Below are 15999 nucleotides of genomic sequence, written 5' to 3'. Positions count from 1 at the left end.
GTGGAGCGCACAGCACGACGATCGAGGGTGACGGGTGGACGAGCGGGAGCCGGACGATGCGCGCGCTCCGGGACGGATCAGCCGGCTCGCGGGGATCGGCCGACGCGCACTCGCTGCGCTGGGCCGCGCGCTGGTGCGCGCCTTCGCCCGCGGGAGCGAGGAGGACCTCGCCTATACGCCGAAGGTCATCCCCACCTATGCGCCCATCGACGATCAAGTCGACGACGGCGTGCTGATCGCCAGCTCGGGAGTCCGCCTCGCGGTGAAGAACATCCTGATCATCCGCGCATTGCGGGACTCCAAGGACTTCGACCTCGACTGGTATCTCGACGCCACGCGGCACGAGTTCCAGCTGATGGCCGACGAAAAGCTGCGGGACGCCGATCGGATCGCCGAGTCCAGCGTCTCCGCCGCCCAGCGGCTGGGGCGGCCGACCCGCTTCGACGACTTCCGCACCCACGACGTGCAGCACCTCGACGTCCGGGAGCAGATCGCCCGCAGCCTGGGTGAGCGTCTGCGCGCCGCAAGCGCGGACGACGAGTTCATCCGCGGTCAGGTCGCGCTCGCTCAGGAGGCGGCGGCGGATGAGCTGAGTCGCGCCATCACCGGGCGGATCATCGTGCAGAACGTGGGCGACGCCGACTACGCGGAGCACCGTGAGGCGCGACTCCAGCTGCTGGAGGCCGACCTCGCTCTGCTCTCCCTTCAGCAGCGCGGCCTCTGATCACGGCCTCTGAGCTGGACCTTCCGCGATGACCTGATCGCGTCCTCGATTCGCGGCGCTCGCGCCGGACCGGGCGCACCGCCCGGCAGAATGGAGTTATGGCCCGAAACTCCCGCGTGAGCGAAGCGACGAAGCAGGAGCGCCGCAAGAAGAAGACGTGGCTGGCGATCGTCATCCTCGTACTCGAATACGTCGTGAAGATCGCGGCGCTCGGAGTCATCCCCGAGAATCGCAAGCCCGGATCGGCGTTCGCCTGGCTCCTGCTGGTCATGTTCCTGCCCGTGGTCGGGCTCCCGCTGTTCCTGCTGCTCGGCAGCCCCTACGTCCGCGGACGCAGGAACAGGATCCAGAGCGAGATCAACGCGGTGGTGATGAATCAGACCTCCACGCACCCCGTCTCCGAGACCTACCTCGAGGACATCCCCGGAGCCGAGGCCATCGTCGATCTCAACCGCCGGCTGGCCGCGCTGCCGCTCACGATCGGACGCAACGAGGGTCTGCACGGCGACTACATCGAGTCGCTCGCCGCGATGACGGCGGCGATCGAGAAGGCCACCGAGGCCATCCACGTCGAGTTCTACATCATGGCGTGGGACGCAACGACCGATCCGTTCTTCACCGCACTCTCCGACGCCGTCGATCGCGGCGTCGTCGTCCGGCTGCTCTTCGATCACATCGGATCGATCCGCTACCCCGGGTATCGGAAGTTCACGAAACGGCTGACCAGGGCGGGAATCATCTGGCACCCGATGATGCCGATCGATCCCCTCCGCGGCCGCTGGCGCCGCCCCGACCTGCGCAATCACCGCAAGCTGCTGGTGATCGACGGCGACGTCGGCTTCATGGGGTCGCAGAACATCATCGAGCCCGGCTACCTCAAGCGGCACAACGCCAGGATCGGCCGGACCTGGCAGGACCTCAACATCGAGCTGACCGGACCCGTCGTCGACGCGCTCAGCGCCGTCTTCGCGATCGACTGGTACGCCGAGACCGGCGAGGTGCTCGACTTCGAGAGCCACCCCGCCGAACACGATCTGGATGTCACCGACGAGCGGCACGGGGCGTTCCAGGTCGTGCTGTCCGGCCCGGGTTTCCCGACGGAGCCCAACCTGCGGATGTTCGTCTCGCTGATGTACGCGGCGAAGGACAAGCTCACCATCACGAGCCCCTACTTCGTGCCGGACGAGTCGCTGCTCAGCGCGATCACGACCGCCGCGTTCCGGGGCGTGAACGTCGAGCTGTTCGTCTCCGAGAAGGCGGACCAGTTCATGGTCCAGCACGCGCAGCGCTCCTACTACCGCACCCTGCTCGAGGCCGGGGTGAAGATCTACCTCTACCCCGCCCCGACCGTGCTGCACGCCAAGCACTTCACCGTCGACGGCGAGATCTCGGTGCTGGGCTCGAGCAACATGGACATGCGCTCGTTCGCCCTCGACTACGAGATCATGCTGCTCGGCTTCGGCGCCGACCTCGCCGAGGATCTGGCCAAGATCCAGGACGGCTATCGCGCCAAGTCCCGGCTGCTGACGCTCGCGGAGTGGAAGGCGGAGCCCTGGTACCGCCGCTACGTCGACAACGCCCTGCGGCTCACCTCCGACCTCCAGTAGGTCATCGACTTCGGCCCGCCTCGAGCGCGGTCGCACACACCGAGCGCCGTCGGTATACAGACCGCGTTCGGTGTTTCAGAACGCGCGGGAGGCGCGCTCGCGGAGGACGACGGCGCTCAGGCGCGGGACCAGGCGATGACGTCGGGGATCTCGCCCTCGGAGTCGAGCTGGCCGGTGCGGGCGAACCGCGCCCAGAGCGCACGGAGCCGGGCGCCGTCGCGCTCCACGCGGTCCCAGTCGGCACCCGCGACGATGGCGGCCTTGGCCCAGCTCGTCCGGTTGCCGAGAAGCAGCGGGAGGTCGATCGTGTGCCCGGATCCGACGGGGTTGCCCGGCACCTTCCACGAGAGGGTGTAGCGGAAGGCGCGTCCTCCCGCCTGGGCGTGCCGGCGGGCGAAGCGGTCGATCGCGCGCCCGTAGACAGCGGCGGTGACGGCGCTCGAGACGCGCCGGGTGACGCGCTGCCCGACGAGCGGCAGCCCGCGCAGGCGGTTCACGATGGGGATCTCGCCGGCGAAGAACTCCGACTCGTCCGCCGTGTTGCCGATGAGCACGTCGATGTCGGGAGCCACGCGGAACCAGGCGGCGTCGATCTCCGTCTCGGCGGGCAGAGGGGCGATCCCGTACTGGGTGCCGAACGGCATGGCCGACTTGAGCCCGTAGCGGGCAGCGGCCGCCGCTGCGCGCCGCTCGGCGTCGAGGATGTCCTGCACGCTCGAGTCGCGGCCCAGAGTGCCGGCGGCGAGGGTCATCGCGGCGGACATCCTCCGACGGTTCAGGGCCAGGCCGAGCGGCGGGCTCTGCAGGATCGCCCGCTCGAACAGGCGCTCCCGTCCCGAGGCGATCATCAGGTGGGCGATGGCGTCGGCGCCGGCCGATTGGCCGAAGGCCGTGACGTTGGTGGGCTCGCCGCCGAATGCGGCGATGTTGCGACGCACCCAGCGGAATGCCGCGTGCTGGTCGAGCAGGCCGAGGTTGGCCGGACGGGACGAGCCGTCGCCGAGGAAGCCGAACAGGCCGACCCGATAGGTCACGGAGACCACGATCACCCGCTGCTCGGTGACGAGGTTCCGAGGGTCGGTGATCGGCGCGTCACCGGCGCCCCAGACGTAGGAGCCGCCGTGGATCCAGACCATGACGGGCAGCGCGTCCCCGACGCCGACGTCGGCCGGCATGGTGATCGACAGCTGGAGGCAGTCCTCGTCCGGAGCCGCGACGCCTTCCGCGTCGCCGAGCATCCGCTCGAGGAACGCGCTGGGCCACTGCGGACACGGAGTGGACGCGCGGGTGGCCTCGAACGGCTCGTCCCACTCCGGCATCGGCAGCGGTGCGGCGAAGCGCTCGGCGTGCGCATACGGGATGCCCGTCGCACGGATCACCGAGCCATCCGCATAGCCGCGGACGGGGCCGCACGGCGGATCGAACTGGACGGTGGTCAGGGTCGGGGAGCTGTCCTTATTCATGCGCCTCTCCTCCGTCCGTATCGCGGGTGCTCGGCACAAATGCGCGAAGCCCTGCCGTCGTGATCCAGGGTACGGACCCCGGGTTCCCGAATCCTGAACGGCCGGTTCGCACCTGGGCCAGGCGGATAGGCCCGAAGATGGAGAGCAAGAGGAAGGCAGCAATGACGCGACACGCTCTCATCGTCCGGGGAGGCTGGGACGGCCACGCGCCCGTCGCCACCACCGAGCTCTTCGTGCCGTTCCTCGCGGAGCAGGGGTACGAGGTCCGCATCGAGGAGTCGCCGGCGATCTACGCCGATGCGTCCGCGATGGCTGAGACCGACCTCGTCGTGCAGTCGGTCACGATGTCCGAGATCACCGGGGATCAGGTCGCGGGGCTCCGCGACGCCGTCATCGCCGGAACGGGCCTGGTCGGCTGGCATGGCGGCATCGCCGACTCGTACCGGGCGAGCTCGGACTACCTGCATCTGATCGGCGGCCAGTTCGCGACGCATCCGGGCAAGGATCCCGCGCTGCGCGTCGGCGAGCCGAGCGACAACTACCTCCCGCATTCCGTGGAGATCACCGACCTCGGACGCAGCCATCCGATCACGGCGGGGATCGAGGACTTCGTGCTCGAGACCGAGCAGTACTGGGTGCTGCACGACGACCTCATCGACGTGCTCGCCACCACCACCCACCCCACCCAGCCGTGGCAGCCCTGGCATCGACCGGTGGTCTCCCCCGCGGTGTGGACGCGACTCTGGGGCGCGGGTCGGATCGTCGTCGCGACGCCCGGCCACACCGTCGAGGTCCTCCAGCACGAAGCCGTCCGGACCATGCTCGAGAGGGGGATGCTGTGGGCGACCCGCACGGCATAGCCATCGTCGGCCTCGGGGTCATCTCCCGGGCCTACCTCGAGACGATCGGCCGCCACCCCGGAATCCGGATCGTCGCCGTCGCCGATCTGGACGTCAGCCGCGCGCAGGCCGTCGCAGCCGAGTTCGGAGCCGAAGCGCTCGAGGTCGCCGCCGCGGTCGCCCGCCCCGGCGTCCAGACGGTGCTCAACCTCACCATCCCCGCCGCGCACGCGCAGGTCGCCCTGACCGCGATCGCCGCCGGAAGGTCGGTCTACGGGGAGAAGCCGTTGACGGCGACGCTCGACGAGGCGCGGCAGGTCCTCGATGCCGCGGCCGACGCCGGCGTCCGGGTCGGCAGCGCGCCCGACACCGTGCTCGGCACCGGCATCCAGACCGCCCGCGCCGCGATCGACGCGGGACGGATCGGCCGTCCGATCTCCGCGACGGCCACCTGGTATGCGCCCGGCCACGAGCGCTGGCATCCGAACCCGGACTTCTACTACCAGCCGGGCGGCGGACCCCTGCTCGACATGGGTCCGTACTACCTGACCTCCCTCGTGCAGCTGCTGGGCCCTGTGGTCTCGGTGACCGGCGCCGCGAGCAGGACCCGCGATTCGCGGACCATCGGCTCGGGCCCGCGCGCCGGCGAGGTGATCCCGGTCGGCGTCGAGACGCACGTGACCGGCGTGCTGGAGCACGAGGCCGGCGCCCTGTCGACGATCACGATGAGCTTCGACGGAGTGCGCACCGTGGCGGAGCCGATCGAGGTGCACGGCGAGCTCGGATCGCTGATCCTCCCGGACCCGAACGGCTTCGCCGGCGATGTGCGGCTGTTCCGGCTGGGCGACGACGAGTGGCAGGTGCTGCCGCCCTCGGCGGGATTCGAGGACGGCGCGCGCGGCGTCGGGCTGCTGGACTTCGTCGCCGCGGCGCCCGGCGAGGAGCGCGCGAGCGGCTCGGTCGCCCTGCATGTGCTCGAGGTGATGACCGAGCTGCTGGCTTCGGCGAAGACGGGCACCCGCCGTCCGATCGGCTCGCGACCGGAGCGACCGACGCTCGTTCCGCTGACTCCGGCCGCGGTATGGCGGGCGTCGAGCTAGAGCCGCTGATCCAGCCCCTCACAAGAGAGCGGACGCCCGGCGGGTGCTCATCACCCGCGGGACGTCCGCTCCTGTCGGTACTGCTCAGGCGGCAGGCGTCGGCCTCGCCACCGACTCGACTCGGACGGCGACGATCCGGTCCTCGGAGGAATCGACCTCGTGCACGGCGCCGACGAGCTCTGTGCGGGCCACGGTCTCCTTGACGGCGCTCGATGGCCCGACCCACAGCTCGATGTCCCCGGGTTCGACGATCCGACGCAGTGCTCGGCCGGTGAAGGCGAGGCGCGAGGTCGGAACGTCGAAGGCGAGGATCGCCTCCTCCCCCGGCTCCAGCGCCACGCGCTCGTAGCCCACCAGCTGGGCGACCGGACGGGTCACGCTCGCGGCCGTATCGCGCGCGTAGAGCTGAACGACGTCGGCGCCGGGGCACCGCCCCGTGTTGCGCACACGGACACGGACGACGAAGCTCCCCGTCGTCGGCACCTGCTCCGCCACCTCGAGCGCCTCGTGGGCGAACGTGGTGTAGCCGAGTCCGAAGCCGAACGGTCGCACCGGGGTGCTGTCCGCGCTCGTGATGTCGGACGGGCCGCCGAGGATCGGGTGCAGGTAGCTGAAGGGCTGCGCGCCCGCGGATCGGGGCAGCGACACCGGCAGTCGACCGGACGGGTTCACGTCTCCGGCGAGAATCGCTGCGAGAGCCGTGCCGCCTTCCTCGCCGGGGAAGAAGGCCTGCAGCACCGCGGCCGCTGGATGGGAGCCGTCGAGGAGCCAGCCCAGCGCGTAGGGCCGACCGGTCAGCAGGACGACGACCGTCGGCGTGCCGGTGGCGATCACCGCTTCGACGAGCTCGCGCTGCACGCCGGGGAGCTCGAGCGAATCCGCGTCATTGCCCTCCCCCACCGTGCCGCGGCCGAACAGGCCGGCTCGGTCGCCCACCACGACGATGGCGACCTCCGCGGACCGGGCGGTCCCGACCGCCGCTCCGATGCCGTCGCGGTCGTCTCCCTCGACCTCGCAGCCGCGACTGACGAGAAGCTGCGACGACGGGAACCGCTGCTCGAGCCCCTCTCGGACGGTGGGGATCGCGAAGCCGAACTCGGTGCCGGGATGATGGGCGAGCACGTGATTGGCGAACGAGTAGCAGCCCATCAGCGACTCGGCGCTGTCGGCGTTCGGCCCGATCAGCGCGATGCGGCGAGCGCCCTCGATCGGAAGCGAGCCGTCGTTGGAGAGCAGGATCACGGATTGCTCGGCGAGCCGGCGGGCGATCTGCCGGTGCTCGGCGTCGTCCAGATCGATCCGCTCGGGCGGATCGTCGAAGGTCGCGTCGAACAGCCCGAGATCCTCCTTCTGGCTCAGCACGCGCAGGACGGAGCGGTCGATGAGCTCCTCGGGCACCTGGCCCGAGCGGACCCGGGCGGCGAGCGGGGCGAGGTACGCGTCGCCGCTCGGCAGCTCGACGTCGATTCCCGCGTCGAGCGCGAGCTGAGCCGCTTCGCCGCGATCGGCGGCGATGCCGTGCATGGACTCGAGGAAGGCGACCGCGAAGTAGTCGGATACGACCACACCGTCGAAGCCCCAGGTGTCGCGCAGCAGTCCGGTGAGCAGCTCGGACGCGGCCGCCACCGGCACGCCGTCGATCTCCGCGTAGGAGTTCATCACGGAGCGCGCGCCGCCGTCGCGGATCGCCATCTCGAACGGGGGAAGGAACACATCGGCCAGCTCCCGCGGGCCGATGTGGGTCGGCGCGTGATTGCGCCCCGCCTGCGAAGCGGAGTAGCCGACGAAGTGCTTCAGCGTCGCGTGCACGCCCTCCTGCTGCAGCCCGCGCACGTAGGCGGTGCCGATCGTGCCGACGACGTAGGGGTCCTCGGCGATGCACTCGTCGACGCGACCCCAACGCGGGTCCCGGATGACGTCGAGCACCGGAGCGAGCCCCTGGTGGATGCCGAGCTCGCGCATCGACCTGCCGATGGCGGCGCCCATCCGCTCGACGAGCTCCGGGTCGAACGCGGCGCCCCACGCGAGCGGGGTCGGGAAGGTCGCCGCCTTCCAGGCCGCGAGGCCGGTGAGGACCTCCTCGTGCACGATCGCCGGGATGCCGAGGCGGGTGCCGGTGACCAGGCGACGCTGCTGCTCCCACAGCCACCGGGCCCGCTCCAGCGGCTCGACCGGGAAGGTGCCGTAGACGCGGGTGAGATGGCCGATCCCGTGCTCGATGGCCTCCTCGAAGCTTGCGGGCGGGGCCATCTCGCCGGACATGGGCGCGACCGCGTCGGTGGTCTGGTCCGACCAGTAGCCCACCAGCTGCGCGAGCTTCTCCTCGAGCGTCATCCGGGCCAGGAGGTCGCGGACTCGCGCACTCACCAGGCCGGCTGCTCCCCGATCGTGTCCCGAGTTGTCGGGCACGTCGGCCGCGCCCGTATCGTCAGCCCTTGACAGCACCGGTCAGCCCTCCCACGATCCGTCGCTCGAACAGGCTGAAGAAGATGAGCGCGGGGATCATCGAGAGGGAGGTGAAGGCGAGCACCTTCGACGTGTCGACGGCGTACCGGGACGCGAAGGCCTGGGTGCCGAGCGGCAGCGTGTAGGCGGACTCGCTGTTGAGGATGAACAACGGGAGCATGTACGAGTTCCAGCTGGCGACGAAGGCGAGGATGCCGACGGTGATCACCCCGGGGATCGCGAGGCGCACGACCATCCGGAAGAAGAAGCCGAGCCGACCGAGTCCGTCGATGGCGGCAGCCTCCTGGAGCTCGCTCGGGATGGCGGCGAGGAACGGCACGAGGATGATGATCGTGATCGGCAGCGCGAAGGCGATCTGCGGCACGATCACGCCGCCGAGGGTGTTCGTCAGCCCGATGCTCCGCACGAGGATGTACAGCGGCGTGATCGCGACGGTCATCGGGAACATCAGTCCGGCGGTGAAGAGCGCGTAGATCGCTCCCCGCCCGCGGAAGGCGTAGCGCGACAGGGCGTATGCCGCCATCAGCCCGAGGGCGACGACGAACAGCGTCGTGGCCACCGCCGCGATGGTGGAGTTGCCGACCTGCGTCCAGAACGTCCCGCTGCCGAGCACGTCGGTGTAGTTCGACCACTGCCAGCTGCTCGGGAAGCCCGAGGGGTCCACGGTGATCTCGGAGTTCGTCCGGAACCCGCCGAGGATGATGTAGGCCACCGGCGCGAGGGTGAGCCCGATGAGGATCAGCGCCACGAAGTAGATGACCAGGTTGGTGCTGCGCCGCTGGCCGGGAAGCCCGGACGGACGTCTGCCGAGCTCGGCGCCGGTGCCGGAGCCGCGGGACGCGGTCCGCGCGGGGAGGGATGCGGTGGTCATCGGGTCTTCCTTCCGAGGGCGGACGCCCCGGTGAGTGCGCCTGCCGTGTCGCGGCTGAGCACGAAGCGCTGGTAGACCAGCGCGACGGCGAGGGAGATGAGGAACATCACGACCGCGACCGCGCTGCCGTAGCCGTAGCTGCCCGCGTTGCGGCCGTTCGAGACCATGTAGGTCGCCATGGTCGAGGTGCCTGCGGTCGACGAGGCGAACTGGCCCCAGACGATCCAGACCAGGTCGAAGAGCTGCAGCGATCCGATGATCGAGAGGAACGCCCAGATCCGGATGGTGGGGCCGAGCAGGGGCAGCACGATGTAGCGCTGGACCTGCCAGTAGCTGGCGCCGTCGATGGCGGCCGCCTCGGACAGCTCGTCGGGGATCCCCTGCAGTCCGGCGAGGAAGAGGATGACCGCGAATCCGATGTACTTCCAGCTGATGATGATCAGCAGTGTCCAGATGGCGATCGCCGGGTCGGACAGCCAGTCGGCGGCGATCGCTCCGAGCCCCAGCTTGTCGAGCATGCTGTTGAGCCCGCCGGCCGACTGGAGGATGAGCCCCCAGCCGATGCCCACGACGACCTCGGCGATGACGTATGGGACGAAGATCAGCACCCTGATCAGCGACTGGAAGCGCAGCCTGCGGTTGAGCAGCAGCGCGAGCGCCAGCGAGACGGGGCCCTGCAGCACGAGCGACGCCACCACGATGAACGCGTTGTGGCCGAGCGCCTCATGGAAGTCCGGGTCGGAGAGGATCGTGACGTAGTTGCGCAGCCCGATGAAGTCGGTCGCCGGCCCGAATCCCGACCAGCTGAAGAAGCCGTAGTAGGCCGCCATCAGCACGGGCAGGATGACGAATCCCACGAAGACGATCAGGGCGGGGCCGAGCAGCAGCGCGAGCTCCGCCCTGGTCATCCAGCGACTGACGCGGTCCGACCGGACGGAGACCGCCCGGTCGGTGCGAGGGGTGGGTGGGGGCGTCAGGAGTGCGCCGCCCCCACCCGTTCCGATGCCTTCGGGCGCGCTGGGCCCTGTGGAGATCTCATCGCGCACGGAAGTCATCGAACTCCTCTTTCCGGATGATGCGGGTGTCTGGACTACGAGGTGCTCAGGACTTCGCGGCCGCGTCGTTCACCGCGTCCACGATGTCCTGCGCGGATCCCTGCCCGGCGAACATGTCGACGACGGCGCCGTTGAGCGCGTTGCCGATGTTCTGTCCGTACTGGGTGTCGAGCCAGAGCACCACGTATGGCGCCTTGTTGTAGGCGGCCAGCACATCCTGCAGAGCCGGGTCGCTGATGACGCCCTGCGCCTCCTGCGACGCGGGAAGGGTCTGGAATGCGGTGGCGTAGCCCTCCTGGTTGTCCTTCGTCACCATGAAGTTGAGGAAGTCGACGCACTCCTTGGGTGCGTTCACCCAGCAGCTGTAGCCGTCGACGCCGCCCATCATGGCCGCGGCATCGCCGTCTCCGCCGGTGACGGCCGGGAACGGGAACCACTTCAGGTCGGCGAGGGGCTTCGCGTCAGGCGTGAGGGAGGCGATCACTCCGGGGTCCCACGCGCCCATGAGCTCCATGGCGGCCTTCTTGTTGGCCAGCAGACCCGCCGACGAGCCGGCGCCCTGCTGAGCGGCCGTGGTCAGGAAGCCCTCGTTGTACGGCTCGGAGTCGATGAAGGACTGGAGGTCCTCGCCGGCCTTGAGCCAGCACGGGTCGTCGAAGCTGCGGGTCTTGCCCGCCTCGTCCATCGTCTCCTTGGAGCAGTTGCGGAGCGCGAAGTTGTAGTACCAGTGGGCCGCGGGCCAGGCGTCCTTGGCGCCGACGGCGATGGGATCGATGCCCGCGTCCTTCAGCTTGCTGTCGGTCGACTCGAGATCCGCGATGGTGGTCGGCGGCTCGGTGATCCCGGCGCTCGTGAAGAGGTCGGAGGAGTAGTAGATGCCCGAGGGCAGCACGGATACGGGCATGCCGTATGTCTTGCCGTCGACGTCGAAGGCCGAGACGGTGCCGCCCAGCGCGGTCTTGGCCTCGGACGAGATGCCGTCGCTGATGTCCATCGCCTGGCCCGCCTTGACGACGTCGGCGAGCTTGCCGCCGCCACGGGCGAGGAACACGTCGGGAGCGTCGCCCGAGGCGAGCGCGGTCTGCAGCTTGCCGTCCATCTCCTCGTTCTGGATGGCCTCGATCTGGACGTCGACGTTGGGGTTGTCCGCCTCGAACGCCTTGGCAACGCCCTCCCAGTACGCCTTGCCGTCACCGGTGGTCGAGTTGTGCCAGAAGGTCAGCGTGACCTTGCCGTCGGCGGAATCGCCCGATCCGCCGCCGCTGCAGCCGCTGAGGGCGAGGGCACCGAGAGCCACCACCGCCGACCCGGCGAGGAGCTTCTTCCAGTGCCTGCTGGAAACGAGATGCTTCATGTGAGTGCAACCTGTTCTCTTCGTTGAGTGCATCGGTCCGCGACGCGATGCTGTGGTGTCGCGCCTCCTGCGGATCGTCTGCCGTGACGATCCGAGCGGGTGACGCGTACTGCCCAGCCTCTGGACGCGTTCAGTGTGCATCGGGTCGAATCGACCGTCAAACGTTTTCGAAAACGGTTTCCAAACCGTTTTCGGCTCCCTATGCTCGTGCACCATGGCGACCCGCGCGAGCATCCACGATGTCGCCGCCGCGGCCGGTGTCTCCGTCGCCACCGTATCGAAAGCCGTCAACGGCCGGTACGGCGTGGCGCCCGGGACGGCGGCCCGCGTGATGCGCGCCGTCGCCGAGCTCGGCTACGAGTCGAGCCTCATCGCGAGCAGCATGCGCTCCCGCAGGACCGGGGTGATCGGGGTGCTGGTCGCCGACTTCGAGCCGTTCAGCGCCGAGGTGCTCAAGGGCGTCGGCGCGGGACTGCACGGATCGCAGTACGACCTGCTGGCGTTCAGCGGCTCGCACCTCGGCGATGGCGAGGGCTGGGAGCGCCGCTCCCTCAGCCGGCTGAGCGGCACGCTCATCGACGGGGCGATCATGGTGACGCCGACCGTCACCAATGTCTCGGCCGACGTCCCGATCGTGGCCATCGATCCTCACGCGGGCCGCGCGGACCTGCCGACCGTCGAAGCGGACAGCCACGGCGGGGCGCGTCGCGCCGTGGACTACCTCATCGAGCTGGGCCACCGACGGATCGGCTTCATCGCGGGTCGCCCCGATCTCAAGTCGTCCCGACTGCGTGACGCGGGCTACCGGGACGCTCTGCGGTCCGCGGGCATCCCCTTCGACCCCGTCCTGACCCGGGTCGGCTTCTACGAGTCCCAGTCGACACGCGATGTGGCGCGCACCCTGCTGCTGGAGCCCGACCGACCGACCGCCGTCTTCGCGGCCAACGACCTGTCGGCCATCGCCGTCATCGAGGTGGCGCACGAGCTCGGACTGGATGTGCCGCGGGATCTCTCGGTCATCGGCTTCGACGACATCCCCGAGGCCGCGCAGAACGGCGTTCCGTTGACGACCATCCGACAGCCGATGGGACGGATCGGACAGACGGCGGCCGAGATGGTGACCGCGCTGATGGCGGGAGAGAAGCTCGCCGCCACCCATGTGCTGCTGCCCACGCGCCTCATCCCGCGGGCGTCGACCGCCGCCCCGCGCTGACCGGCGATGACCGGCGACCGCGACCCACCCCGCTGATACGCTCCGACACTGATGTTCACCGACCTTCCCCTCGATCAGCTGCGCGCCTTCTCCAGCCGGGTCGAGGACCCGACCGACTTCGACGACTTCTGGGCCGCCACGGTCGATGAGGCGGACGACGCATGGCGCCCGCCCACCCTGACCCGGGTGGAGGACGGCACGCTCCGCGCCATCGAGGTCTTCGACGTCACCATGAGCGGCTACGCCGGTCAGCCGGTGCGCGGCTGGCTGCGGATGCCCGCAGGCAGCACGGAGCCCCTCCCCGCGGTCGTCCAGTACGTCGGCTACGGCGGTGGACGCGGTCGGCCGATCGAGAACCTGGCGCTGGCCGCCTCCGGATTCGTCCACCTGCAGATGGACACCCGAGGCCAGGGCTCCTCATGGAGCGCAGGGGCCACGCCCGACGACGCGCCGCCGTCCGGACCGCAGATCTCCGGCGTCATGACCCGCGGCATCGAGTCGCGCGAGAGCTACTACTACCGGCGGCTCGTCACCGACGCCGTGATGGCGGTGCGCTCCGCCGCGAGCCTCGACCTCGTCGACGCCTCTCGGATCGGGGTCGCGGGCGGAAGCCAGGGCGGCGCGCTTGCCCTCGCCGCGACTGCCCTGAACCGCGAGTTCGTGGCCGCCGCAGCCGTGCGCGTGCCCTTCCTCTCCGACATCGCTCGAGCGATCACCCTGACCGATTCCGACCCGTACCACGAGGTGGCGAGATACCTGGCGACCCATCGGGAGAGGGTCGGCTCCGTCACGGCGGTCCTCGCGTACTTCGACAGCGTCAACTTCGCACGCCGCGCGGTGGCGCCGGCTCGCTTCTCCGTCGCGCTGATGGACGCGATCACTCCCCCATCGACCGTGTTCGCCGCCTACAACGCCTACGCGGGGCCGAAGGAGATCACCGAGTGGGCCTTCAACGGACACGAGGCGGGCGGCCCCGATGACGACGAGGCGGAGATCGCCTTCCTGCAGGCCGCGCTCCACCACGCTTGAGCGGGCATAATCCGGGGCGATCCGAGGTTGTAGGTGACATGTCAACGACCTCTCTCGAACCGCTCACCATCGGCATCCTCGGCGCCGGCAAGGTCGGCACCGTGCTGGGTCGGCTCGCGGTGGCGGCGGGCCACCGGGTGCTGATCGCCGGCTCGGGTCCGGTGTCCAAGATCGGGCTGATCGTCGAGGTCCTCGTGCCCGGTGCCGTCGCGGTTCCGGCGGAGCAGGCCGCGCGGGAGGCCGACATCGTGATCCTCGCCCTGCCGCTCGGCAAGGCCGTGACCGCAGGCGGTCTGGGGCGCATCCCGGCCGACGCGCTCGCCGGCAAGCTCGTGCTCGATGCCATGAACTACTGGTGGGAGGTCGACGGGATCCGCGACGACCTCGCCGATCCTCGCGTCTCGACCAGCGAGCTCGTCCAGGCGCTGCTGCCCGAATCACGGATCGTCAAGGCCTTCAACCACATGGGCTACCACGACCTCGACGAGGGCCCCCGTCGTGTCGGCGCCGCCGACCGCAAGGCGATCGCGATCGCGGGCGATGACGCGGACGATCTTGCGTCGACCGCCGCCCTGGTGGACTCGCTCGGCTTCCACCCGGTCGTCGCCGGGACCCTGCGCGAGAGCATCTCGATGGAGCCGGGCAGCCCGATCTTCGGTGCGAACCTGCCGGTGCAGGATGTCGTCTCCGCGCTCGCCGCGTTCCCGGAGTCCGAGCGCGGACGGATCGTCGCCAACGCGCGCACCGGCGAGGCCGACGACCTGCGCGAGGCCGCGCTGGTGCGCGGCTGACCGTGACCGCCTCGCCTCGGCGGGCGACCGTCGTCGTCATCGGCGGCGGCCAGGCCGGCCTCTCCGCCGCCTTCCACCTCAAGAAGCGCGGCTTCATCGGGGCTGACGCCCATGCCGATCCGGTGTCCGACCTCTCGGTGCCTGCTGACCCCGACGGGCGGAGCTTTGTGGTGCTCGACGCCGCACCGGCGCCCGGCGGCGCGTGGCAGCACCGGTGGGACTCGCTCACCATGGCGACGGTCAACGGCATCTTTGACCTGCCCGGATACCCGAAGCCCCCGATCGACTCGGATGAGCCGAGCCGCAGCGCGGTACCGCGCTACTTCGCCGCGTTCGAGGAGGCGAGCGGGCTCCCCATCCTCCGGCCCGTCACCGTGACCTCGGTCCGCCGCGTCGACGGCGATCCGCACGGCGAGCTGCTCGTCCAGACGGATGCAGGCGACTGGCTCGCCCGGTTCGTGATCAACGCGACCGGCACCTGGACCAACCCCGTCCTCCCCCGCTTTCCGGGCTCCGACGCCTTCCTCGGCCGCCAGCTGCACACCCGCGACTACGTGGACCTGACCGAGTTCGCCGGGCACCGGGTGGCTGTCGTCGGCGGCGGCATCTCGGCCGTGCAGCAGCTCGAGGAAATCTCTCGAGTCGCCACCACGTTCTGGTACACGCGGCGCGAGCCGGTGTTCCTCGACGGCCAGTTCACGGCCGAGGATGGCCGAGCGACCATCGAGAGGGTCACCGCCGACGTGGCGGCGGGACTGCCGAGCGGCAGCATCGTCTCCTACACCGGCCTCGGCTGGACTCCGTACGCCATCGCCGCCCGCGATCGCGCTGTGCTCGTCCGCCGTCCGATGTTCACCGCGCTCGAGCCGTATGGCATCCGCGAGGCGGATGGCAGCTTCACGTCTGCCGACGTCGTCCTCTGGGCGACCGGATTCCGCGCGGCCCTCGACCATCTCGACCCCCTGGAGCTGCGCAACGCGCACGGCGGAATCGCCCTCGACGACACCGAGGTGGTGAGCGAGCCGCGCGTCCACCTGATCGGCTTCGGCCCATCGCAGTCGACCGTCGGCGCCAATCGCGCCGGCCGCGCCGCGGCCCAGAGCATCGCCAAGCGCCTCTCTCGTGCGCGTTCGGTGGCTGAGCCGAGCGCGTAGCGCTCGTGTCGAAGCCCGCGCCGCGGCCCAGAGCATCGCCAAGCGCCTCTCTCGTGCGCGTTCGGTGGCTGAGCCGAGCGCGTAGCGCTCGTGTCGAAGCCCGCGCCGCGGCCCAGAGCATCGCCAAGCGCCTCTCTCGTGCGCGTTCGGTGGCTGAGCCGAGCGCGTAGCGCTCGTGTCGAAGCCCGCGCCGCGGCCCAGAGCATCGCCAAGCGCCTCTCTCGTGCGCGTTCGGTGGCTGAGCCGAGCGCGTAGCGCTCGTGTCGAAGCCCGCGCCGCGGCCCAGAGCATCGCCAAGCGCCTCTCTCGTGCGCGTTCGGTGGCTGAGCCGAG

The 15999-nt window shown here is 70.1% G+C and carries 13 protein-coding genes; 8 read left to right on the top strand and 5 right to left on the bottom strand.

Annotation, left to right across the window (positions count from 1 at the left end; all coding sequences use genetic code 11):
* The first annotated feature begins 34 nt into the window (after positions 1–34).
* Positions 35–724 (top strand): hypothetical protein, encoded by a 690-nt coding sequence (locus tag E6C64_RS00645; protein WP_136425697.1) that lies wholly within the window; start codon positions 35–37, stop codon positions 722–724.
* Between the two features lie 98 nt (positions 725–822).
* Positions 823–2331 (top strand): cardiolipin synthase, encoded by a 1509-nt coding sequence (gene cls, locus E6C64_RS00640; RefSeq protein ID WP_136425696.1) that lies wholly within the window; start codon positions 823–825, stop codon positions 2329–2331.
* Between the two features lie 116 nt (positions 2332–2447).
* Here cls and E6C64_RS00635 read toward each other — a convergent pair whose 3' ends face one another.
* Entirely contained in the window at positions 2448–3794 is a 1347-nt protein-coding gene (locus E6C64_RS00635; RefSeq protein ID WP_136425695.1) for a carboxylesterase family protein, read from the bottom strand.
* Positions 3795–3955: 161 nt separating this feature from the next.
* On the opposite strand from E6C64_RS00635, the gene E6C64_RS00630 reads away from it, so the two are divergent.
* Together E6C64_RS00630 and E6C64_RS00625 are read left to right on the top strand one after the other, a co-directional pair.
* Positions 3956–4654 (top strand): ThuA domain-containing protein, encoded by a 699-nt coding sequence (locus E6C64_RS00630; protein WP_136425694.1) that lies wholly within the window; start codon positions 3956–3958, stop codon positions 4652–4654.
* Positions 4633–5733, top strand: coding sequence for a Gfo/Idh/MocA family protein (locus tag E6C64_RS00625; RefSeq protein ID WP_136425693.1), 1101 nt, complete (start codon positions 4633–4635; stop codon positions 5731–5733). The genes E6C64_RS00630 and E6C64_RS00625 overlap by 22 nt, the downstream gene beginning before the upstream one ends.
* Before the next feature lie 84 nt (positions 5734–5817).
* Here E6C64_RS00625 and E6C64_RS00620 read toward each other — a convergent pair whose 3' ends face one another.
* The 4 genes from E6C64_RS00620 to E6C64_RS00605 all read right to left on the bottom strand — a co-directional run bounded on the left by E6C64_RS00620 (position 5818) and on the right by E6C64_RS00605 (position 11479).
* Entirely contained in the window at positions 5818–8100 is a 2283-nt protein-coding gene (locus E6C64_RS00620) for a beta-xylosidase/alpha-l-arabinosidase (protein WP_500041727.1), read from the bottom strand.
* Between the two features lie 61 nt (positions 8101–8161).
* Positions 8162–9070 carry a carbohydrate ABC transporter permease gene (locus tag E6C64_RS00615; RefSeq protein WP_136425692.1) on the bottom strand — a complete coding sequence of 303 codons (909 nt, stop codon included), beginning with the start codon at positions 9068–9070 and terminating at the stop codon, positions 8162–8164.
* Positions 9067–10125, bottom strand: coding sequence for a carbohydrate ABC transporter permease (locus E6C64_RS00610; protein ID WP_136425691.1), 1059 nt, complete (start codon positions 10123–10125; stop codon positions 9067–9069). The genes E6C64_RS00615 and E6C64_RS00610 overlap by 4 nt, the downstream gene beginning before the upstream one ends.
* A gap of 46 nt (positions 10126–10171) precedes the next feature.
* Complete coding sequence (locus E6C64_RS00605; protein ID WP_136425690.1) at positions 10172–11479, bottom strand: extracellular solute-binding protein; 1308 nt, start codon at positions 11477–11479, stop codon at positions 10172–10174.
* Positions 11480–11693: 214 nt separating this feature from the next.
* Here E6C64_RS00605 and E6C64_RS00600 point away from each other — a divergent pair, with 214 nt between their 5' ends.
* Genes E6C64_RS00600 through E6C64_RS00585 form a run of 4 tightly spaced genes read left to right on the top strand, consistent with a single transcriptional unit; the run spans position 11694 to position 15666 of the window.
* The gene (locus E6C64_RS00600; protein ID WP_136425689.1) at positions 11694–12692 is read left to right on the top strand and encodes a LacI family DNA-binding transcriptional regulator; all 999 of its coding nucleotides are present in this window, start codon (positions 11694–11696) and stop codon (positions 12690–12692) included.
* A gap of 51 nt (positions 12693–12743) precedes the next feature.
* Entirely contained in the window at positions 12744–13721 is a 978-nt protein-coding gene (locus E6C64_RS00595) for an acetylxylan esterase (RefSeq protein WP_136425688.1), read from the top strand.
* A 38-nt stretch (positions 13722–13759) separates the two neighbouring features.
* The gene (locus E6C64_RS00590) at positions 13760–14512 is read left to right on the top strand and encodes an NADPH-dependent F420 reductase (RefSeq protein WP_136425687.1); all 753 of its coding nucleotides are present in this window, start codon (positions 13760–13762) and stop codon (positions 14510–14512) included.
* Positions 14509–15666: an NAD(P)-binding domain-containing protein gene (locus E6C64_RS00585; protein ID WP_438941833.1), complete on the top strand. Its 1158-nt coding sequence runs from the start codon at positions 14509–14511 to the stop codon at positions 15664–15666. The genes E6C64_RS00590 and E6C64_RS00585 overlap by 4 nt, the downstream gene beginning before the upstream one ends.
* Positions 15667–15999: the final 333 nt, after the last annotated feature.

Origin of the sequence: Naasia lichenicola, assembly GCF_004801885.1 — a bacterium.
In the GTDB taxonomy this organism is placed as follows: domain Bacteria; phylum Actinomycetota; class Actinomycetes; order Actinomycetales; family Microbacteriaceae; genus Naasia; species Naasia lichenicola.
This window is presented reverse-complemented; position numbering and strand designations above follow the sequence as displayed.